The 19,883-nt window shown below is 63.5% G+C and carries 21 protein-coding genes; 16 read left to right on the top strand and 5 right to left on the bottom strand.

Annotation, left to right across the window (positions count from 1 at the left end; all coding sequences use genetic code 11):
- Positions 1-22 precede the first annotated feature (22 nt).
- From P6U24_RS26625 to cynS, 5 genes are all read left to right on the top strand, one after another.
- On the top strand, positions 23-901 hold the full coding sequence (locus P6U24_RS26625; RefSeq protein WP_407155424.1) for a sulfurtransferase: 879 nt from the start codon (positions 23-25) through the stop codon (positions 899-901).
- Positions 902-999: 98 nt separating this feature from the next.
- Positions 1,000-2,382, top strand: coding sequence for a CmpA/NrtA family ABC transporter substrate-binding protein (locus tag P6U24_RS26620; protein WP_407155423.1), 1,383 nt, complete (start codon positions 1,000-1,002; stop codon positions 2,380-2,382).
- A 181-nt stretch (positions 2,383-2,563) separates the two neighbouring features.
- Positions 2,564-3,403: a nitrate ABC transporter permease gene (gene ntrB / locus P6U24_RS26615; protein WP_407155422.1), complete on the top strand. Its 840-nt coding sequence runs from the start codon at positions 2,564-2,566 to the stop codon at positions 3,401-3,403.
- 180 nt (positions 3,404-3,583) lie between these two features.
- Entirely contained in the window at positions 3,584-4,516 is a 933-nt protein-coding gene (locus P6U24_RS26610; RefSeq protein ID WP_407155421.1) for an ABC transporter ATP-binding protein, read from the top strand.
- A 69-nt stretch (positions 4,517-4,585) separates the two neighbouring features.
- Positions 4,586-5,074: a cyanase gene (cynS, locus tag P6U24_RS26605; RefSeq protein ID WP_407155420.1), complete on the top strand. Its 489-nt coding sequence runs from the start codon at positions 4,586-4,588 to the stop codon at positions 5,072-5,074.
- Between the two features lie 76 nt (positions 5,075-5,150).
- On the opposite strand, the gene P6U24_RS26600 is transcribed toward cynS, so the two are convergent.
- On the bottom strand, positions 5,151-5,468 hold the full coding sequence (locus P6U24_RS26600) for a DUF1476 domain-containing protein (protein WP_407155419.1): 318 nt from the start codon (positions 5,466-5,468) through the stop codon (positions 5,151-5,153).
- Between the two features lie 306 nt (positions 5,469-5,774).
- On the opposite strand from P6U24_RS26600, the gene purC reads away from it, so the two are divergent.
- The 7 genes from purC (at position 5,775) to P6U24_RS26565 (ending at position 11,840) form a co-directional block, all read left to right on the top strand.
- Positions 5,775-6,542 carry a phosphoribosylaminoimidazolesuccinocarboxamide synthase gene (purC, locus tag P6U24_RS26595; RefSeq protein ID WP_008974302.1) on the top strand — a complete coding sequence of 256 codons (768 nt, stop codon included), beginning with the start codon at positions 5,775-5,777 and terminating at the stop codon, positions 6,540-6,542.
- A gap of 13 nt (positions 6,543-6,555) precedes the next feature.
- Positions 6,556-6,798 (top strand): phosphoribosylformylglycinamidine synthase subunit PurS, encoded by a 243-nt coding sequence (purS, locus tag P6U24_RS26590; protein ID WP_407155418.1) that lies wholly within the window; start codon positions 6,556-6,558, stop codon positions 6,796-6,798.
- Positions 6,799-6,825: 27 nt separating this feature from the next.
- Entirely contained in the window at positions 6,826-7,056 is a 231-nt protein-coding gene (locus P6U24_RS26585; RefSeq protein ID WP_407155417.1) for a hypothetical protein, read from the top strand.
- A complete protein-coding gene (gene purQ, locus P6U24_RS26580) occupies positions 7,053-7,754 on the top strand; it encodes a phosphoribosylformylglycinamidine synthase subunit PurQ (protein WP_407155416.1) in 702 nt (233 codons plus the stop codon). The genes P6U24_RS26585 and purQ overlap by 4 nt, the downstream gene beginning before the upstream one ends.
- A 113-nt stretch (positions 7,755-7,867) precedes the next feature.
- A complete protein-coding gene (locus P6U24_RS26575; protein ID WP_407155415.1) occupies positions 7,868-9,226 on the top strand; it encodes a DUF1236 domain-containing protein in 1,359 nt (452 codons plus the stop codon).
- Between the two features lie 125 nt (positions 9,227-9,351).
- A complete protein-coding gene (locus tag P6U24_RS26570) occupies positions 9,352-10,956 on the top strand; it encodes an ABC transporter substrate-binding protein (protein ID WP_407155414.1) in 1,605 nt (534 codons plus the stop codon).
- A gap of 146 nt (positions 10,957-11,102) precedes the next feature.
- Positions 11,103-11,840 (top strand): tetratricopeptide repeat protein, encoded by a 738-nt coding sequence (locus P6U24_RS26565; protein ID WP_407155413.1) that lies wholly within the window; start codon positions 11,103-11,105, stop codon positions 11,838-11,840.
- Positions 11,841-12,081: 241 nt separating this feature from the next.
- On the opposite strand, the gene P6U24_RS26560 is transcribed toward P6U24_RS26565, so the two are convergent.
- A complete protein-coding gene (locus tag P6U24_RS26560; RefSeq protein ID WP_407155412.1) occupies positions 12,082-12,564 on the bottom strand; it encodes a PaaI family thioesterase in 483 nt (160 codons plus the stop codon).
- 321 nt (positions 12,565-12,885) lie between these two features.
- Between P6U24_RS26560 and purL the strand changes: the two genes are divergently transcribed.
- Positions 12,886-15,096 carry a phosphoribosylformylglycinamidine synthase subunit PurL gene (gene purL, locus P6U24_RS26555; protein ID WP_407155411.1) on the top strand — a complete coding sequence of 737 codons (2,211 nt, stop codon included), beginning with the start codon at positions 12,886-12,888 and terminating at the stop codon, positions 15,094-15,096.
- Positions 15,097-15,187: 91 nt separating this feature from the next.
- On the opposite strand, the gene P6U24_RS26550 is transcribed toward purL, so the two are convergent.
- Complete coding sequence (locus P6U24_RS26550; RefSeq protein WP_407160592.1) at positions 15,188-16,384, bottom strand: acyltransferase family protein; 1,197 nt, start codon at positions 16,382-16,384, stop codon at positions 15,188-15,190.
- 206 nt (positions 16,385-16,590) lie between these two features.
- Here P6U24_RS26550 and P6U24_RS26545 point away from each other — a divergent pair, with 206 nt between their 5' ends.
- On the top strand, positions 16,591-16,764 hold the full coding sequence (locus P6U24_RS26545) for a DUF1328 domain-containing protein (RefSeq protein WP_407160591.1): 174 nt from the start codon (positions 16,591-16,593) through the stop codon (positions 16,762-16,764).
- 73 nt (positions 16,765-16,837) lie between these two features.
- Here P6U24_RS26545 and P6U24_RS26540 read toward each other — a convergent pair whose 3' ends face one another.
- Entirely contained in the window at positions 16,838-17,200 is a 363-nt protein-coding gene (locus P6U24_RS26540; RefSeq protein ID WP_407155410.1) for a DUF427 domain-containing protein, read from the bottom strand.
- A 254-nt stretch (positions 17,201-17,454) separates the two neighbouring features.
- On the opposite strand from P6U24_RS26540, the gene P6U24_RS26535 reads away from it, so the two are divergent.
- Both P6U24_RS26535 and P6U24_RS26530 read left to right on the top strand, forming a co-directional pair.
- Positions 17,455-17,691 carry a BolA/IbaG family iron-sulfur metabolism protein gene (locus P6U24_RS26535; RefSeq protein WP_407155409.1) on the top strand — a complete coding sequence of 79 codons (237 nt, stop codon included), beginning with the start codon at positions 17,455-17,457 and terminating at the stop codon, positions 17,689-17,691.
- 32 nt (positions 17,692-17,723) lie between these two features.
- Positions 17,724-18,926, top strand: coding sequence for a low temperature requirement protein A (locus P6U24_RS26530; RefSeq protein ID WP_407155408.1), 1,203 nt, complete (start codon positions 17,724-17,726; stop codon positions 18,924-18,926).
- Here P6U24_RS26530 and egtD read toward each other — a convergent pair.
- A complete protein-coding gene (egtD, locus tag P6U24_RS26525; protein WP_407155407.1) occupies positions 18,902-19,873 on the bottom strand; it encodes an L-histidine N(alpha)-methyltransferase in 972 nt (323 codons plus the stop codon). The genes P6U24_RS26530 and egtD overlap by 25 nt on opposite strands.
- Positions 19,874-19,883: the final 10 nt, after the last annotated feature.

Below are 19,883 nucleotides of genomic sequence, written 5' to 3'. Positions count from 1 at the left end.
TTCAAACCAGGAGAGGCCTGCCATGACGGACGTTCTGATTTCTGCCGGCGAACTCGCTGATCTCATCAACAAAGAGCCGTGTGTCATCATCGACACGCGCAATCCGGATACCTACGGCGCGGGGCACATCCCGAACGCGGTGAACGTACACGAGATCTTCACCTATCTCGCCACGTCGACGCCGGAGGGCATGACTGAACTGAAGACCAAGTTTGCCGACGCGTTCGGCGCGGCCGGACTATCAGGCAATGAGACCGCGGTGGTCTATGAACAGTCGATGAACTCCGGCTTTGGCCAGTCCTGCCGTGGCTATTTCCTGCTCACCATGCTCGGCTATCCCAAGGTCAAGGTCCTGCACGGCGGCTATGATGCGTGGGTGGCGGCTGGCCAGCCTGTGACAACGGATGTGCCGTCGCCGGCGAAGGCGTCGTTTGCGATTGTGCCGGAGGCAGGCAGCATCCTGATCGACGCCAAGGCGATGCTGGCGGCGGTGGGCAATCCAGCCATCGCCATTCTCGACGTGCGCGACGTCGATGAGTGGATCGGCGACAGCTCCTCGCCTTACGGGAAGGATTTCTGCCCTCGCAAGGGCCGCATCCCCGGTGCGGTCTGGCTGGAATGGTATCGCATGATGAAGCCGACCGCGGAGGGACCGCGCTTCAAGTCGAAGGACGAGATCCTGGCCGAGTGCGCCACCGTCGGCATCACCACGGAGACGCCGGTGTATCTGTATTGCTTCAAGGGCGCGCGCGCCTCGAATACCTTCCTCGCGCTGAAGAATGCCGGCGTGAAGGACGTACGGATGTATTTCGGCTCCTGGAACGAATGGTCGCGCGATCCATCGCTGCCGATCGAAGAGGGGTTGCCGATCCCGTCCATGACGACCAGCAAGGCGGCATAAAAGCTGCATGCTTCGCATCGTCCGGCCGCGGCCAAGGCGGCCGGACGATCCGCTCGCGGCAGGCTTGCCGCGATGCGAGTGTGACAAAGGGGCGCAGCATGTCGATGTTTGATGATCCGTTCGATGCCGATAGCAGCGTGAATGCCGGATGCATCTGCGGCCGGCGTCGCTCGAATGCCGAACATGAGCAGGCGACGCCCGCATTGCGCTGCGAGCCGGTGATCGGCGAAGAAAAGCGCTACGAGAATCTCGTTGCATCTGCCGTGCTGCGCGCAGTGTTTCCGGAAAGCACGACGCGCCGCGCCTTCTTGAAATCCGTGGGCGCGGCGACCGCGCTTGCCGCGCTGTCGCAATTCTTTCCCTTGAAGCTCGCGACCGAAGCCTTCGCGGAAGGAGGCACGCCGGAGAAGAAGGATCTCAAGGTCGGCTTCATTCCGATCACCTGCGCGACGCCCATCATCATGGCGGCGCCGCTCGGCTTCTATGCCAAGGCCGGCCTCAACGTCGAGGTGGTGAAGACGGCCGGCTGGGCCGTGATCCGCGACAAAACCATCAACAGGGAATACGACGCCTCGCATATGCTGGCGCCGATGCCGATCGCGATCTCGCTGGGCCTCGGCGCACAGCCGATCCCGTTCGCGGTGCCCGCGATCGAGAACATCAATGGGCAGGGCATCGTGCTCGCCATGAAGCACAAGGACAAGCGCGACCCGAAGGACTGGAAGGGGCTGAAATTCGCCATTCCGTTCGACTATTCGATGCACAACTACCTGCTGCGCTATTATCTCGCCGAGCACGGCATCGATCCCGATACCGACGTGCAGCTGCGCTCGGTGCCGCCGCCGGAGATGGTTGCGAACCTCCGCGCCGACAACATCGACGGCTTCTTGGCGCCAGACAACATCTGCCAGCGCGCCATCTATGACGGCGTCGGCTATCTGCACATCCTCTCCAAGGAAATCTGGGACGGCCATCCCTGCTGCAGCTTCGCCGCCAGCCGCGAGTTCATCGCGACAGCGCCGAACAGCTTTGCCGCGCTGACGCGTGCGATCGTCGATGCGACCGCTTATGCCTCGAAGGCGGAGAATCGCAAGCAGATTGCGGAGGCAATCGCGCCCGCCAACTACATCAACGCGCCGGTCACCGTGCTGGAGCAGGTGCTGACCGGCACCTATGCCGACGGCCTGGGTGGCGTGAAGACCGATCCGAAGCGTGTCGATTTCGATCCGTTTCCCTGGCAGTCGTTCGCGGTGTGGATGCTGACCCAGATGAAGCGCTGGGGCCAGATCAAGGGCGATGTCGACTACAAGGCGGTGGCCGAGCAGATCTACCTCGCGACCGATACGCGCAAGGTGATGGCCGAGATGGGGCTGACACCGCCGGCCGAGTCCACGAAATCATTCGCGGTGATGGGCAAGACCTTCGATCCGGCCAAGCCGGACGATTATGTCGCCAGCTTCAAGATCAAGAAGGCGTCGTGATGGGGGCGATGAATACGACGCCGCCGACCAAATCAACGGTGTCGTCCCCGCGAACGCGGGGACCCATACGCCATGACCTATCTTGGGGCAGGAACGGCAGCGACGATTTTTTCTACCAACTTCGGACGGTGGTTATGGGTCCCTGCGTTCGCTGGGACGACAGCGGTGGGTGGGACTGCTGATGACCGCCTCCCTTCGTCTGCGCGCCGGCGTCGTCTCGGTGCTGCTGCTCGCCGTCTTCCTTGGCGTTTGGCATATCGCGACGCGCGGCACGGGGCCGTCCGCGAACATGAGCCCGGACTATGCCAAGCTGATGGGGTTGACGGCGACGCAAGGCAAATCGGCCATGCCCGGTCCGCTCGATGTCGGTGCGAAGCTGTGGGAGCATTTGCGCCGGCCGTTCTACGACAACGGGCCGAACGATAAGGGCCTCGGCATCCAGCTCGGCTGTTCCCTTGCGCGAGTCATGCTCGGCTATCTCGTTGCCGTGCTCGTTGCCATTCCGCTCGGCTTCCTGATCGGCATGTCACCTTTGATGAGCCGCGCGCTCGATCCGTTCATCCAGATCCTCAAACCGGTCTCGCCGCTCGCCTGGATGCCGCTCGCGCTCTACACCATCAAGGATTCGAGCCTGTCGGCGATCTTCGTCATCTTCATCTGCTCGGTGTGGCCGATGCTGATCAACACCGCCTTTGGCGTCGCCAGCGTGCGCAAGGAGTGGATCAATGTCGCGCGCACGCTGGAGGTGGGCAACCTCAGGCGTGCCTTCACGGTGATCCTCCCCGCGGCGGCGCCGACCATTCTCACGGGCATGCGGATCTCGATCGGCATCGCCTGGCTCGTGATCGTCGCGGCCGAGATGCTCGTCGGCGGCACCGGCATCGGCTACTTCGTCTGGAACGAGTGGAATAATCTCTCGATCACCAATGTGATCATCGCGATCCTGCTGATCGGCCTGGTCGGCATGGCGCTCGATCAGATGCTGGCGCGTGTCTCCCGGCTCGTCACGTTTCCGGAGTAGGGCATGGGGAATCCGGAGCAGGGACATGGGGAATAGTGCTCCAGCGGCAAGCGGCGCTCTGCTCCCCTCCCCCTTGCGGGGAGGGGTTGGGGGTGGGGGTGCCTCAGGCGCGAGTCTTTGCTGGGGACCCCCCTCCCTGACCCTCCCCCGCAAGGGGGGAGGGGACGGAGAGAGCGTGCCATGACGGACAATATCTCGATCGAAGGCATCGCCAAGCGCTATGAGGGCGGCGCGCGCGAGACGATCATCTTCGAGGATCTGTGGCTGTCGATGGCGCGCGGCGAGTTCGTTTGCGTGATCGGCCATTCCGGCTGCGGCAAGACGACGGTGCTGAACATCCTCGCCGGGCTGGATAGCCCAAGCGAAGGCGCCGTCATCGTCGACGGACAGGCCATCGACGGGCCGAGCCTCGACCGCGCGGTGATCTTCCAGAGCCATGCGCTGCTGCCATGGCGAACCGTGCTCGGCAATGTCGCCTATGCCGTCGGCTCGAAATGGCGCGGATGGGACCGCGCCAAGGTGAAGGCGCACGCGCAAAAGTTCATCGATTTGGTCGGCCTTGCCGGCGCGGAAGCCAAGCGACCCTCCGAATTGTCCGGCGGGATGAAGCAGCGCGTCGGCATCGCCCGCGCGCTCTCGATCACGCCGAAGATCATGCTGATGGACGAGCCGTTCTCGGCATTGGATGCGCTCACGCGCGGCACCTTGCAGGACGAGGTTCGCCGTCTTTGTCTCGAGACCGGACAGACCGTGTTCATGATCACCCATGACGTGGACGAGGCGATCTATCTCGCCGATAGAATCGTGCTGATGACCAACGGCCCCGGCGCGGCGCTGGCGGAGATCGTCGAGAACCCGCTGCCGAAGCAGCGGCTGCGCGCCGATCTGCACCGCCATCCGCTCTATTACGCGCTGCGCAACCACATCATCGATTTCCTGGTCAGCCGCAGTAAAACGTTCAATACCGACAAGCCGGACCATGATCCGCGCCAGGTGCCGCTGGTGCGGATCGGCAAGCCTGAATTGACGGTCGCGTCCGGCTTTGAGTTGCAGGGTGCAGACGCGCGCCAGGGGTCATGGCCGGGCTTGGCCCGGCCATCCACGCCGTCGTGATGAGGCACTGCAAGACGTGGATGCCCGGCACAAGGCCGGGCATGACGGAGGAGAAAGGGAGAGACTCATATGAAACGATCCGACCTCACCGAGAAGCTGCTCGACATCAAGCGCGAGAAGGGATGGAGCTGGAAACATATCTGCGAGACGATCGGCGGCTATTCCGAGGTGCTGATCGTCGGCGCCATTCTCGGCCAGCACAAGCTGACCAAGCCGCAGGCCGCCAATGCCGGCGAGCTGTTCGGCCTGTCGAAGTCGGAGATCGCGATGCTGAACGAGACGCCGATGCGCGGGCAGGGCGTGCCGATGCCGCCGACCGATCCGCTGATCTATCGCTTCTACGAACTCGTGATGGTGAACGGCCCGGCCTGGAAGGCGCTGATCGAGGAGGAGTTCGGGGACGGCATCATGTCGGCAATCGACTTCGACATGGTGATGGAGCGGCTGCCGAACCCGAAGGGCGACCGCGTCAAGATCACGATGTCCGGTAAATTCCTGCCGTTCAAATATTACGGCAACAGCGGCAACGTGCCGGACTACGGTTTCAAGGAAGAATAGGCGAATGGTGAATGGCGGGTAGCGAACAGGGAAGCCTCTTCCACCATTTCGCTACTCCCCATCCGCTATTCGCCTCTCAGGCTTTCACCTGCTCCACTGCGGCCACGAGCAATTCGCTCATTTTCGCGCGGACATCGGTCTCGGTCACCGCAACGCCGTTGGCCGTGAGGTCGCCAAGTACCTTGCGCAGCACGCCGGCGTGGCCGGGCTCGTCAAAATCGGCTGCGACCACCTCCTTGGCGTAGGCCTCGGCCTCGGGTCCCTTCTTGCCGAGCTGGTCCGCGGCCCACAGCCCGAGCAGTCTGTTGCGGCGTGCTTCGGCCTTGAATTTCAGTTCCGCGTCATGCGCAAACTGACGCTCGAAGGCTTCCTCGCGCTTGTCGAAAGTGGTCATGGGTTCGAGTTCCGCGTCTGGACCGAAAGGAATGAGCCTCGGTTGCAGCCGATGGGCTCCATGCCTAAATAATTGGTACGTCATGCCAAGACAACGGGCACGAAGCCGCAGGGAGGGATGGTAAAACTCCTGAAGGAGGTGCGGATCGATTGTGCTGGGAGAGCCAATCGGCTAGGTTTCCGTCAGGCTCGGTTCTTGTTCTGTTTCCCTCTAGGTCCGGGCCATCGCGGCAGCTCCGTCGTGGTCCTGTCCCAGTCATCCGGAGCCCACCAATTCATGGATTTCAACAAAACACGGTACATCCCAATGAGCCGTCGGCGTCGCATTTATGAAGGCAAGGCGAAGGTCCTTTACGAAGGTCCCGAGCCGGGCACCTTGATCCAGCACTTCAAGGACGATGCCACCGCGTTCAATGCCAAGAAGCACCAGGTGATCGAGGGCAAAGGCGTCCTCAACAACCGGATCTCGGAGTACCTGTTTCAGCACCTCAACGACATCGGGGTGCCGACCCACTTCATCCGCCGTCTCAACATGCGCGAGCAGCTGATTCGAGAGGTCGAGATCGTTCCGCTCGAGGTGGTGGTGCGCAATGTCGCGGCGGGCTCGCTGTCGCAGCGGCTCGGCATCGAGGAGGGCACTCAGCTGCCGCGCTCGATCATCGAGTTCTATTACAAGAACGACCAGCTCAATGACCCTATGGTCTCTGAAGAGCACATCACCGCGTTCGGCTGGGCCACCCCGCAGGAGATCGACGACATCATGGCGCTCGCCATCCGCGTCAACGACTTTCTGACCGGGCTCTTCCTCGGCATCGGCATCCGCCTCGTCGACTTCAAGATGGAATGCGGGCGCCTGTTCGAGAACGAGATGATGCGGATCATCGTGGCGGACGAGATTTCCCCCGATTCCTGCCGGCTGTGGGACATCAAGTCGAACGAGAAGCTCGACAAGGACCGCTTCCGTCGCGATCTTGGCGGCCTTCTGGAGGCCTATACCGAGGTCGCCAAGCGGCTCGGCATCCTGATGGAAAACGAGCGCCCGGCGGGCTCCGGCCCCGTCCTCGTCAAGAGCTGAAGGTTAAGAAGACGTGAAAGCGCGTGTCACGGTGACGTTGAAGACCGGCATCCTCGATCCTCAGGGCAAGGCGATCGAGGGCGCCTTGAAGGCGCTCGGCGTCGATGGGGTCGCCAGCGTCCGGCAGGGCAAGGTGTTCGACATCGAGCTCGCAGGCGACGACAGGGCCAAGGCGGAAGCGGCCCTGAAGGAGGCCGCCGACAAGCTACTGGCCAACACGGTGATCGAGAATTACCGGGTCGAGCTGTTGGGGTAGGGCATGTCCGCGATAACCAATGAGCTCATGTACGAGATCCTGAAGTCGATCCAGGCGCGGCTCGCCCAGGTCGACGGCAAGATCGACGAGCTCAAGTTGGAAGCGCAGGCTTCCCGCACCGCCCAGATCGCCCTACGCCAGGAGATCACCGGAATTCACCAGGAGCTTTCCGGCATTCACGCGACTTTGGTTCGCCACGAGGGCCGCCTCGATCGGATCGACCGCCGCCTCGAACTCAGCGACGCGCCCACGCCATGAAATCCGCCATCCTTGTCTTCCCCGGCATCAATCGCGAGCGCGACATGGCGCGGGCGCTGCGCCTGATCTCGGGCCATGAGCCTGCCATGGTCTGGCATGCCGAGACCGCGCTGCCCAAGGGCATCGATCTCGTCGTCGTGCCCGGCGGCTTCTCCTATGGGGACTACTTGCGCTGCGGCGCGATCGCGGCGCGGTCCCCGGTGATGGATGCGGTGCGTGACTTCGCCGCACAGGGCGGACTGGTGCTCGGCGTCTGCAACGGGTTTCAGATCCTTTGCGAATCCGGCCTGCTGCCAGGCATCTTGATGCGGAACGACCGGCTCAAATTCATCTGCAAGGATGTGCATCTGCGGGTCGAGCGCTCCGACACGCCATTCACGCGCGGCTACAATGCCGGCCAGGTCATCCGGGTACCGGTGGCGCATGGCGAAGGCAACTATGCCGCGGATGAGGAGACGCTGAAGCGGCTCAACGGCGATGGGCGCATCCTGTATCGCTACTGCTCGCCGGACGGCGACGTGGGCGACACCAGCAACATCAACGGTGCGGCGCACTCGATCGCCGGCATTGTGAGCGAGCGCGGCAACGTGCTCGGCATGATGCCGCACCCCGAGAATCACGTCGAAGACATCATGGGCTGCACCGACGGCCGTGGTTTGTTCGCAGGCCTGGTGGCGCATCTCGACCGCGCAGCCTGATCAGCTTTCGCGACATTCGTTCCGATATTTTTTGTCGTGCCGCCGCGCAACGGCTGGCCGGTGTTTGCGTTGTCCGCCCACAAAATGGCGCAGGGAACCAGAGGAGGATTCCTATGACAACAAAACATTGGCTCGGCACTGCCGCGCTCGTGCTCGCGATCGGCACCGGTTCGGGGATCGCGTTTGCGCAGAATCAACCCGAGATGAAACGCGAGGAAGGTCGCGGCGGTGCGGCGGCATCGCAGCACGAGATGAACCGTGGCGAAATGAACCGCGGCGAAACCAGAAGCGGCGGTGCCGGCGAGCGGGCCGCGTCCGAGTCGAAGCAGGGCGGCAGGGAAGCACAGGGCGGTGCCGGCTCTGCGCGGGAACAGGCCGAATCCCGTGAATCGAAACCCGCTGCTGGCCAGAGCGCTCAGCAATCCACCAGGGGCGAGCGCGACCAGTCGGCGCAGCGTGAGCGTGAGCAGCACGAGGGCCGCGAGGCCAAGGATGCATCCAAGACTGCCACCGAGTCCAAGCAGAACGCGGCGGAAGACCGCAGAGGCGAGACCAGGAACGCGGCCGAGACCAACAAGACCGACACCAACAGAGCAGCGCAGTCCGGGCAGCAGCGGCAGGATCGGGAGGCGGATCGTCATGACCGCAATCCCGCAAATGCGACGCAGCAGAGCCAGGACGAGCGCAGGGGCCGCGGGACGGACCAGGCCGCCGACAAGCAACAGGGTGCGGGTCACAATAATCAGGCCGAGCAGCGGCCGACCGGCCCCGCTACGCAGCAGAGCACGCAGACCGATCAAGGCCAGCGCAACGCGGCAGGTCAGACGCAGACCAACGTGACCGGTCAGGCGCAGAACCAGACCGATCGCGGCCGCTCGAGCACGAACGTCTCGGTGAACGATCAGCAGCGCTCGCGGGTATTCGATACGCTGCGCCGCGACCATGAGTTCGACCAGGCGCGAACGGATATCGACATTCGCGTCAACGTCGGCGAACGCCTGCCCGAGCGGGTGCGGCCGCGTCGGCTGCCGGATGATATCGTGACGATCGTGCCGCAATATCGCGGCTACGACTATACCGTCGTGCATGACGAGATCGCGATCATCGATCCGCGCAGCCGCGAGATCGTCGATGTGATCCCGCAGGGCGGTGGCCGGGCCGATCGCTATGCCGGCAGCTATGGTGGAGGCTACGGCGGCAGCCGCGTGACGCTGTCCGATGAGCAGCGCCAGATCCTGCTGCGCTCCGCGACGTCGACGAGCACGATAGGCTCGACATCGACGTCATCGGGCTCGTCTTCGTCAGGATCGACCTGCCTGTCCTTGCGGCGCGTGCCCGACGAGCTCGCGAAGAGCAACCCCGATCTCGCATCGTACCAGTACTTGGCGATCGGTGATCAGGTCGTCCTGGTCGACCCGCAGAACCAGAAGGTCGTTCAGGTCATCGACCAGCAGCAGAGTCAGCAGCAATAAGCTCCTTGCGCTGAGATAGAAGGCGGGGCGGGCCTGCCGCCTCGCCTTCTTTGCAGCTATGCCCTGCGGCTGGCCTGAAACTTGCTGATTTTGTCCCATTCGTCGAATGCCGAATGGGAGTCGTCATGTTCGCTCGCAAAGCTTGTCACGCGCTTGCGCTTGCTGCCGGTTTATTGGGCGCGCCCGCCGCTGCGGCAGAGACCACGCTGCGGATCGCGATGACCGCGGCTGACGTCCCGACCACGACCGGCATGCCGAACAACGGCTTTGAGGGCATGCGTTTCCTCGGCTATCCGATCTTCGAGGGGCTGGTGCTCTGGGACCTCAGTGCGACCGACAAGCTCGCCACCTTGCGGCCCGGCCTTGCGGAAAGCTGGGAGCAGGACCCGAACGACACCAAGACCTGGACCTTCCATCTTCGCCATGGCGTGAAATTCCACGACGGCACTGATTTCAATGCCGACGCGGTGATCTGGAATTTCGACCGCTTCTTCGACTCCAAGAGCCCGCAATATGAGCCGGCGAGCGCAGGTATCTCGCGGGCGCGGGTGCCGCTGCTCGCCAGCTACAAGAAGGTCGACGACTTCACGGTCGCCATCACGACGACGCGGCCGGCATCCTATCTGCCTTACATGGTCGTCTATCTGCTGTTCGCCTCGCCGGCGTCCTACGAGAAGGCGGGTAAGGATTGGGGCAAGGTCGCGAGCCTGCCGGCGGCGGGCACCGGGCCGTTCAAGCTGACCAAGGTGGTGCCGCGGCAGGAAGCCGATCTGGCACGGTTCGATGGCTATTGGGATGCGGCCAAGAAGCCGAAGGTCGACAAGGTCATCCTGATGCCGATCCCAGAGGCCAATTCGCGGCTCGCCGCGCTGCGCTCGGGGCAGGTGGACTGGATCGAGGTGCCGCCGGCGGATGCGATCGACTCGTTGAAATCAGCGGGCTACCAGATCGTCACCGGCTCCTATCCGCATGTCTGGCCCTGGTTCTACAACATCGGCGCCGCCAACAGCCCGTTCAAGGATGTGCGCGTGCGCCAGGCGCTGAACTACTGCATCGATCGCGACGGGCTGGTGTCGCTGCTCAACGGCACCGCGGAGCCATCGGTCGGCTGGCTGAAAGCCAGTGATCCCGATTTCGGCCATCCGCAGAACCACTACAAGTTCGACGCCGGGAAGGGCAAGGCGTTGCTGGCGGAGGCGGGCTACGGCGCCGCCAAGCCGCTGTCGTTCAAGATGATGATCTCGAACTCAGGTTCGGGCCAGATGCTGCCGCTGCCGATGAACGAATATCTGCAACAGAATTTGAAGGACGCGTGCGGCGTCGACGTGCAGTTCGACATTGTCGAATGGCAGGTGCTCTTGACCAATGCCCGCGCCACGCCCGATGCCCCGGCGCTGCAGGGGTCGATGGGGCTGAACATCTCCTCGCCGTCATCGGATGCCGGCATCATGGCGCGCTACTTTTCCTCGGCCAATTTCTCGCCCAACGGCTTCAATTTCGAGCAGTGGAAGGACGACGCCTTCGAGGACGCGCTGAAGACGATCGAGACCTCGACCGATCCCAAGGTGATTGCGGAAGCCTACCGCAAGGCGCACGAGCGCCTGGTCGACAATCCACCCTGGCTCTTCATCGTTCACGATCTCAACCCGCGGGCGTTGAGCCCGAAGGTGAAAGGCTTTGTCTCGCCGCAGTCGTGGTTCGTCGATCTCACCACGGTCAACATGCAATGAGGCAGCGGCCTCGGGCGAATCGAACCTGCCGCCCGTCCGTGCGTCATATGGTTGCCGCGGGTTAACGCTGGTGGCAACCGGGGATTGTGCACCTGCGGCGCGCAGGCTAATAGACCGGTCCGTTATTCCTTGATCGGATATGTGCCGTGCCCGTCGCACTGATCGTGCTGCTGCTCGAAATCTCGCTGATCTATCATGCCGCTCGCACGGGCAGGTTGCGGCCTTGGGCCTTCATCATCCTGCTCGCGCCGCTGATCGGCTCGCTCGCCTACATCGTGGTCGAGCTGGTGCCGGAATGGCTCGGCAGCCACGACGTGCAGAAGGCGCGCAAGCGGGTCGCGAACAAGCTCGATCCGGAAAAGCAATATCGCGAATTGTCCGACCGACTGGTGATCACCGATACCATCGCCAATCGCGCCGCGCTGGCTGCCGAGTGCGTCGAGATCGGCCGGTTCGACGAGGCCGAGCACCATTACGATCACATCCTCAGCCTGCCGATGGGCCACGATGCGATCTATGCGCTCGGCAAGGCCAAGGCGCAATTCGCCCGCAAACGCCCCGCGGAGGCGCTGGCGACGCTCGACGACTTGCAGCGGACGTGGCCGGACTACAACTCGGCCGAGGCGCATCTGGTCTATGCACGTGCGCTCGAGGGCGCCGGCCGCACCGATGAGGCGCTCGAGGAATATCAGGCGCTGCTCGACTATGCGCCGGGGGCCGAGGCCAGGGTCCGCTATGGAATGCTGCTCAAGCTCGCCGGCCGGCTCGCGGACGCCAGGCACGTGTTCAACGAATTCCTGATCCAGATGCGCCGCCAGCCAAAGCATGTCCGCAAGGCGCAGGCCGAATGGATCGCGATCGCCGAGAAGCAGATCGTGGGGTGAGGCAGGTCATTGCCCGCCCAGCGATCGGACAGTTTGCATTGGGTCACGATGGTCGCTGCGGACTGCGTCCACCTCTCCCCAGCGGGGAGAGGTCGGCGCGTAGCGCCGGGTGAGGGGGCGCTGTTCTCACGATACGCCGTAACCCCTCACCCGAATTGCATCTGACGATGCAATTCGACCTCTCCCAATGGGAGAGGTGAACTGCCAACGCCGCAGCAGATCGGCAAAATCGTATCGAGAGCTACGGCGAGTTCGCCGCATCTGGTGTCCGCCGCTTCACGCGCTTGATGGTGGCGGAAAACGACAGCAGCGGCCGTGCGCCGGATTTCAGCATGCCACGCAGGAAGATCAGCGACATGCCGGCGCGGGTCACCTCGCCGGTCGCCTCCACCAGTTCGCCCTCGCGCGCGGCGTCGAGGAATTCGCTCGAGAACGAGACGGTGACGGCAGGCCCCTGCAGGATCGGGGCGGCAAAGGCGAACAGGCAGTAATCCGCAAACGCCATGAAGCAGCCGCCATGAACATTGCCGCTGCCATTGAGGTGCTTCTTCTCGACCCGGAAGGCGCAGCGGATGGTGCCGTCGTCCTCCATCCGATGCCAGAACGGGCCGGTATGGGTCTCGAAGCTGTCACGCTGCCAGGTCATCCAGCCGGCGAATTCGCCCTGGGTGGCGATGTGGATGCCAGGGCGGCTCTCGAAGGCGGTTCGGTTCAGATCGTGCACGCGAGGAAGGCCTTTACCTATTTGGTTCGGCTCCTTAAATCCGATCCTGCGGGATAGCGCAAATCGGCACGCCAAAGCTCTGGACAGGACCAAATAGGGCCGTAAAAGGCCTTTTCCGGTTTGGCCGATGTTTCTATGAACCGGCAGAAGTTGCTGCCGTTTATCGGCAGGTTTATCCGCGTACGCAGCTCGGCTCTCTCCCCCTTGTGGGGGAGAGCTGGAGAGGGGGGTAGCCACACCCACCTCTCTTGGAGTTACCCCCCTCCCTAACCCTCCCCCACAAGGGGGGAGGGAACACAGATGTGGTCCCGGCGAGAGCCCATGCAAAAGAACGAACCGCAGATCACCCCCGAGCTCGTCGCCGCCCACGGACTGAAGCCGGACGAGTATGAGCGCATCCTCAAGCTGATCGGGCGGGAGCCGACTTTCACCGAGCTCGGCATCTTCTCGGCGATGTGGAACGAGCACTGCTCGTACAAGTCCTCGCGCATCCATCTGCGGGGGCTGCCGACCAAGGCGCCCTGGGTGATCCAGGGTCCGGGGGAGAATGCCGGCGTCATCGACATCGGCGACGGCCAGGCGGTGGTGTTCAAGATGGAGAGCCACAACCACCCGAGCTATATCGAGCCGTACCAGGGTGCGACCACCGGCGTGGGCGGCATTCTGCGCGACGTCTTCACCATGGGCGCGCGGCCCATTGCCTGCCTGAACGCGCTGTCGTTCGGCGCGCCGGAGCACCCGAAGACGCGGCACCTGGTCTCCGGCGTGGTCGCCGGCATCGGCGGCTACGGCAATTCCTTCGGGGTGCCGACGGTCGGCGGGCAGACCCGCTTCCACACCCGCTATGACGGCAACATCCTGGTCAACGCCATGGCGGTGGGCCTCGCCGATGCCGATAAGATCTTCTACGCGGCCGCCTCCGGCGTGAACATGCCGATCGTCTATCTCGGCTCCAAGACCGGCCGCGACGGCATCCATGGCGCCTCGATGGCATCGGCCGAGTTCGACGATTCATCGGAAGAGAAGCGCCCGACCGTGCAGGTCGGCGATCCCTTTGCCGAGAAGCTGCTGCTCGAAGCGTGCCTTGAGATCATGGCGGCCGATTGCGTGATCGCGATCCAGGACATGGGCGCGGCGGGCCTGACCTGCTCGGCGGTCGAGATGGGCGCCAAGGGCGATCTTGGCGTCGATCTCGATCTCGATGCGGTGCCGACCCGCGAGACCGGCATGAGCGCCTATGAGATGATGCTCTCGGAAAGCCAGGAGCGCATGCTCATGGTGCTCAAGCCCGAGAAGGAAAAGGAAGCTGAGGCGATCTTCCGCAAATGGGGCCTCGATTTCGCCGTGGTCGGCTACACCACGCCGAGCAAGCGCTTCATCGTCAAGCATGGCGGCGACGTCATGGCCGACCTGCCGATCAAGGAGCTCGGCGACGAGGCGCCGGTCTATGACCGGCCCCACGTGGAGTCACCGGCGCTGCCGGTGATCCATGCCCGCGACATCACGCCGCCGCTTGCCATCATCCCGGCGCTCGAGAAGCTGATCGGAACGCCCGATCTCTGCTCGAAGCGCTGGATCTGGGAGCAGTACGACCACGTCATTCTCGGCAACACCGTGCAGCGTCCAGGTGGCGATGCCGCCGTGGTGCGTGTGCAGGACGGGCCTAAGGGCCTCGCACTGACCGTCGACGTCACGCCGCGCTATTGCGAGGCGGATCCGTATGAAGGCGGCAAACAGGCGGTGGCGGAAGCCTGGCGCAACATCACCGCGGTCGGCGGACGGCCGCTCGCGATCACCGACAATCTGAATTTCGGTAACCCGGAGCGGCCCGAGATCATGGGCCAGTTCGTCGGCTGCCTGAAGGGCATTTCGGAGGCCTGCCGTGCGCTCGACTTCCCGGTCGTGTCGGGCAACGTCTCGCTCTACAACGAGACCAACGGCCGCGCGATCCTGCCGACGCCCTCGATCGGCGGCGTCGGCCTGCTCGACGATTTCACCAAGTCGGCGAGCATCGCCTTCAAGGCCGAAGGCGAGGCGATCCTGCTGATCGGCGAGACTCATGGCTGGCTCGGCCAGTCGGTGTACCTGCGCGACATCTGTGGCCGCGAGGAGGGCGCCCCGCCGCCGCTCGATCTCGAAGCCGAGAAGCGCAATGGCGACGTGGTGCGCGGCATGATCCATGCGGGCACCGCGACCGCGGCGCACGACCTCTCCGATGGCGGCCTCCTGGTCGCACTCGCCGAGATGGCGATGGCCTCAGGCATCGGCGCGCGCTTGCTCGCAGCACCGGCCGCCATTGTGCCGCATGCCTATTGGTTCGGCGAGGACCAGGCGCGCTACATCGTGACGGTGCCGGAGAGCGAGGCGGGCCGGGTGCTTGCGAAAATGCGCGGCTGCGGCATTGCCTTTGCGCGCATCGGCACCACCGGCGGCGATGCGATCACGATCGCCGGGGAGGCGTCGGTCGGCGTGGCAGCGTTGAGGACACGATTCGAGAGCTGGCTCCCGACATATATGGGTGGGACCGCGTAGGAGATCGCGTAGCCCGGATGAGCGCAGCGACATCCGGGGCAGGTGGTTGTGAATCCCGGGTGTCGCTGCGCTCACCCGGGCTACATCATCCTCACAGCACACTCCTCGCGCCCGGGATCTGCCGCAAGGCCCAGGTGATGCCCCAGCTGATGATCGTGGTGCCGACGAAGGCGACCGTCGCCTTCACGATCGCCGGCACATTGATGTCAAACAGCCAATATTGGATCCACAGCACGACCGGATAGTGCACCAGGAAGATGCCATAGGCGTCGGCCTGCATGCGGTCGAGCACGGAGAATTCCGAGCGCCGTTGGTTGAGGAAATAGGCCAGGATCGCGAACATGGTCGCGGCGCTGAACATCACGAAGAACAGGCCGTAGGCGGTCTCGTACCAGTCAGGCTGGGTCGGCGGGTTGCCGAGCACCTCGCGCTTGATCGTGATCAGCACCCATAGCAGCGCGTAGGGCACGATCATCGCCACGATCCAGGGGCCCATGCCCCGCTGCGAGAGCTGGCCTTCCGCGCCGAGCACGCCGCGTTCGAAATTGGCGGCGCCGATTCCGGCGCCGAAGTAGAAATAGGCTGCGTAGAGCAGCAGTCGGTTGGTCTGCACCGAGAACGGTCCGAACTCGAACCAGTTGTTTGGGCCGTAATAGACCCGGAGCGGGATGTAGACGACCGCCGTCACCGCAACCAGCGCATAGAAGAAGTTGACCGGCTTGTCGTATCCGCGCAGCGACAGCCGGTTGAGCGGATCGAGCAAGGTCGGCGAGATCTGGAAGGCCACGCTCGCGGAGAGGTCGAACAGAAGCAGCACCCAGAGAAACCACACCGGACCGCTCGGCCAGGGTCCGACGGTGACGGTCTTCCACCAGAAGGCGGCAAAGGTGGCCTGCGGATTTGCGCGTAGCTCGATCGCGTAATAGGCCAGCGGAATGATGGTGAGCGCGGCGATTGCGAAGGGCAGACCGAGCCGCACCAACCGGTCGCGGAAGAAGACGTGCGGCGCCTTGTGCGCCAGCCCCGGCCAGACGAACAGGCCCGACAGGAAGAAGAACATCGCCATGAAGAAGCTGTCGGTGGCGAGCACGATGCCGTCGAAGCCGAGGAACGACTTCGGATCGGTGTGGCCGAAATAGGTGTAGGGGATCACCGAGTGGTGCAGCACCACCACGAGCGTCAGGAAAGTCCGGGCGTGATCGAGCGCCGCGTTGCGTGAGCGCGTCCGCGGTGCCGCCGGTATCTCGACCTTGGCGGCAGCGGCCGATTGTGAAACCGAGATGACCATCGAGCCCCCGCTCGGATCGTTTCGAGATGTTGCCATGCGCGCTGCATAACAGCGCGTATCCGACACAGGCTACTTCATTCGCGTTGCAACTGAAATGCGTTCATGCACCTCGGCCTTTGCGCCAGCGTGCAATTCTGGAACCGGTTCCAGCGCCTGCGGTTAGTGAGAAGGCGCCGTTGCGGCGCAACAGTCTGGAGGAGTGGACCGTGACACTGCTAAGATGGGCGTTACTATTCTTCGTGATCTCGATCGTCGCCGGCATCCTGGGCTTCACCGGCATCTCTGCAGCCTCAGCCGACATCGCGCGGATCCTGTTCTACATCTTCATCGTGATCTTCCTGGTGCTGCTGATTCTGGGGCTCACGATATTCAGAGCGTAGCAGTCGAGCGCCATCTCTCACCGCCATTCCGGTTCGGCTCTTTGAGCCGCCCCGGAATGACGCGCGAAAACTCCTAGCCGGCGACTTCCTCGATCCTGACCTTGTCCGGATAGAAGGCGAGGTATCCCGAGATTTCCGCCATCGCCGGGTAGGGCGTCTCGTAGGTCCAGATCGCGTTATCGAGCGTCTTGCCACCGGCCACGATGCTGAAATAGTTCGCGTCGCCCTTGTAGGGGCAATGGGTCACACGGTCAGTGCGCTGCAGCAGCTCCATATGGGCATCTTCCCGCGGCAGATATTGCACGGCGGGATAGCTCGCTTCCTTCAGCGTCAATGCCTTGCTTGTGTCGGCGATCACAATGCCGTCGGCCAGCACGCGGACGCGCTTCGGGTTGGCGGTGATCGTGATGGGATGGTCCGGCCCTGGAAGTTTCATGATCTCAAAGCCCTTTGGTCTGCTTTTGGATTATTCCGCGCCACTTTGCCTCGTCTCATTGCGAGCGGGCAAGGAGATATAGTCGCGGGGCAGGTGACCCCGGAACCCTTCCGCGCTAAGTTTGCCTATCACGGTCGCGCGAGGGCCTTGATTCGAGATGCCAAAGCGGTCGAAAAAAGCCGGCACCGCCTGAGCCCGAAACGGCGGTAGGCCGAATACTTTAGGCGAACAGGCCAAGAAGGAGACAGACTGGGATGCCGATGGACGCTCGCGATATCGAGTCGATGATCAAGGCCGCGATTCCCGACGCCGAGGTCACGATCCGTGATCTTGCCGGCGACGGCGACCATTATGCGGCGACCGTTATCGCCGAATCCTTCCGCGGCAAGTCGCGCGTGCAGCAGCATCAGATCGTCTACCAGTCGCTGCAGGGGCAGATGGGCGGCGTGTTGCACGCCCTGGCGCTGCAGACCGGGGTACCGGAGCGCTGACCGACGCGGCTCGACCGGCCAAGGGGGAAGCGATGGCGGCCGATCATCCCCACGGCGCGCTGTTTCGTGTGCTGGTGCCGAACCAGCATAGCCGCGTCACCTACGCCGAACTGTTCTTCGATCTGGTCTTCGTCTACGCGGTGACGCAGATCTCGCATTTCCTGCTCGGACGCCTGACCGCACTCGGCGCGCTGCAGACGATTCTGCTGTTTCTCGCCGTGTGGTGGGGGTGGGTCTACACCACCTGGGTGACCAATTGGCTCAACCCGGAAAAGACGCCGGTCAGGATCCTGCTCTTTCTGTTGATGCTCGGCGGCCTGGTGCTGTCGATGTCCATCCCGCAGGCTTTCGAGGCGCGCGGGCTCTGGTTCGCATTGGCCTATGCGGCCATGCAGGTCGGCCGCACCGCGTTCTGGCTTACGGCAACGCCGCGCGCACGCTCAGCGACACGGTTGAGCGCGATCCGAATCTTGGCCTGGCTCACCGCATCGGCGGTGTTCTGGATTCTCGGCGGCCTGAGCGAAGGACAGGGCCGGCTCGAGCTCTGGGGTGTCGCGCTCGCGATCGAATATGTCTCGCCGATCGCGCGATTCTGGACGCCCGGCCTTGGCGCCTCGACCGTGCAGGACTGGTTCGTCGAAGGCGGCCACATGGCCGAGCGCTGCGCCGGCTTCATCATCATCGCGCTCGGCGAATCCATCGTGGTGACCGGTGCGACCTTTGCTGACCTCGATTGGACTGCGGCAAACATCGCGGCTTTCGTGGCGGCCTTTGTCGGCAGCGTCGCGATGTGGGGGATTTATTTCAACCGTGGTGCCGAGGCGGGGTCGGAGTTGATCTCGAAAGCGGAGGATTCGGGCCGCGTTGCACGTTCGGCCTACACCTATTTGCACATGCCGATCGTGGCGGGGATCATCCTGTCGGCCGTCGCCGACGAGATCTTGCTGAAGCATTCGTCAGGGCACACGGAGGTCGCGACCATGCTGACCGCGGTCGGAGGACCGCTGGTGTTCCTGGTCGGCACCATCCTGTTCAAGTTCGACATCCGCGGCTTCCTGCAATTGTCCCACGCCGCCGGCATCGCGGCGCTGCTCGGGCTTGGCTGGTTCGCGACCGCGCTATCACCGTTGGTCCTGTCGGCCCTGACGACGGCGGTGCTGGTCGTCGTCGCGATCTGGGAGTCGATCTCGCTACGGACGCAGGCGGAGGCTCACGCCTCCGCCACCAGCGCGTGAACCGAGAACAGCTTCTCGGCATCGGTCCAGGTCTTGAGCACCCTCCAGCCGGAGCCGCGCGCCAGCGCGCCGAAGCGCTCGACACTGTATTTGTAGGAGTTCTCGGTGTGGATGCTCTCGCCGGTGCGGAAGCTGAAGCTCGTGCCCAGCATCCGGACGCTCTGCGATTTCCGGCTCACCAGATGCATCTCGATCCGGTGTTGCTCGCGATTGTAGATCGCGCGATGGGTGAAGGCGGAGATATCGAAATTGCCGCCGAGCTCGCGGTTGATGCGCACCAGCAGATTGAGGTTGAAGCGCGCGGTGACGCCGGCTGCATCGTTGTAGGCGTCATGCAGCATCCGCTCGTTTTTCTCCAGATCGGCGCCGACGATCATCAGTGCGCCGACACCCAGGATCTCGCGGGCCGAGCGCAGGAAGCGGCAGGCTTCATGCGGTTCGAAATTGCCGATGGTCGAGCCCGGGAAGAAGCCGACCTTCGGCATGTCCTTGATCTCGCCCGGTAGCGCGAAAGGCATGGTGAAATCAGCCACCACAGGATGCACGGCAAGATCAGGGAAGTCCTTGCGCAAGGCGCTCGCCTGCTCGTTGAGGAAATCCCCGGAAATGTCGACCGGCACATAGGTCTTGAAGGCGCAGCTCGCCAGCAGCAGTCGAACCTTGGTCGTCGCGCCGGCGCCGAATTCGACCAGCGCCGCGCCTTGCGGAATGATGGCCGCGATCTGCGGACCACAATCCCGGAGGATGCCGAGCTCGGTACGTGTCGGATAATATTCCACCAGCCGCGTGATCTGTTCGAACAGCTCCGAGCCGGTCGCATCGTAGAAATATTTCGGCGACAGCCGCTTGGGCTGCTGCGAAAGGTCGGCGATCACGTCTCTTGCGAAAGCTGACGTTCGCTCGTCGGGAAGGTGAGCATTGGCCAAAGCAGGCGCGTGCACATTCATGATACTCTCC

Source organism: Bradyrhizobium sp. STM 3557 (assembly GCF_045571465.1).
Lineage (GTDB): Bacteria > Pseudomonadota > Alphaproteobacteria > Rhizobiales > Xanthobacteraceae > Bradyrhizobium.
Note: the sequence above shows the minus strand (reverse complement) of the source record. Positions and strands in the feature narration are given on the sequence as shown.

What these genes read in the sequence shown, in the direction of transcription:
- P6U24_RS26625 (WP_407155424.1), top strand. Translation starts at nt 23, where the DNA reads ATGACGGACGTTCTGATTTCTGCCGGCGAACTCGCTGATCTCATCAAC.
- P6U24_RS26620 (WP_407155423.1), top strand. Translation starts at nt 1,000, where the DNA reads ATGTCGATGTTTGATGATCCGTTCGATGCCGATAGCAGCGTGAATGCC.
- ntrB (WP_407155422.1), top strand. Translation starts at nt 2,564, where the DNA reads ATGACCGCCTCCCTTCGTCTGCGCGCCGGCGTCGTCTCGGTGCTGCTG.
- P6U24_RS26610 (WP_407155421.1), top strand. Translation starts at nt 3,584, where the DNA reads ATGACGGACAATATCTCGATCGAAGGCATCGCCAAGCGCTATGAGGGC.
- cynS (WP_407155420.1), top strand. Translation starts at nt 4,586, where the DNA reads ATGAAACGATCCGACCTCACCGAGAAGCTGCTCGACATCAAGCGCGAG.
- P6U24_RS26600 (WP_407155419.1), bottom strand. Translation starts at nt 5,468, where the DNA reads ATGACCACTTTCGACAAGCGCGAGGAAGCCTTCGAGCGTCAGTTTGCG.
- purC (WP_008974302.1), top strand. Translation starts at nt 5,775, where the DNA reads ATGAGCCGTCGGCGTCGCATTTATGAAGGCAAGGCGAAGGTCCTTTAC.
- P6U24_RS26585 (WP_407155417.1), top strand. Translation starts at nt 6,826, where the DNA reads ATGTACGAGATCCTGAAGTCGATCCAGGCGCGGCTCGCCCAGGTCGAC.
- purQ (WP_407155416.1), top strand. Translation starts at nt 7,053, where the DNA reads ATGAAATCCGCCATCCTTGTCTTCCCCGGCATCAATCGCGAGCGCGAC.
- P6U24_RS26575 (WP_407155415.1), top strand. Translation starts at nt 7,868, where the DNA reads ATGACAACAAAACATTGGCTCGGCACTGCCGCGCTCGTGCTCGCGATC.
- P6U24_RS26570 (WP_407155414.1), top strand. Translation starts at nt 9,352, where the DNA reads ATGTTCGCTCGCAAAGCTTGTCACGCGCTTGCGCTTGCTGCCGGTTTA.
- purL (WP_407155411.1), top strand. Translation starts at nt 12,886, where the DNA reads ATGCAAAAGAACGAACCGCAGATCACCCCCGAGCTCGTCGCCGCCCAC.
- P6U24_RS26550 (WP_407160592.1), bottom strand. Translation starts at nt 16,384, where the DNA reads ATGGTCATCTCGGTTTCACAATCGGCCGCTGCCGCCAAGGTCGAGATA.
- P6U24_RS26540 (WP_407155410.1), bottom strand. Translation starts at nt 17,200, where the DNA reads ATGAAACTTCCAGGGCCGGACCATCCCATCACGATCACCGCCAACCCG.
- P6U24_RS26535 (WP_407155409.1), top strand. Translation starts at nt 17,455, where the DNA reads ATGCCGATGGACGCTCGCGATATCGAGTCGATGATCAAGGCCGCGATT.
- P6U24_RS26530 (WP_407155408.1), top strand. Translation starts at nt 17,724, where the DNA reads ATGGCGGCCGATCATCCCCACGGCGCGCTGTTTCGTGTGCTGGTGCCG.
- egtD (WP_407155407.1), bottom strand. Translation starts at nt 19,873, where the DNA reads ATGAATGTGCACGCGCCTGCTTTGGCCAATGCTCACCTTCCCGACGAG.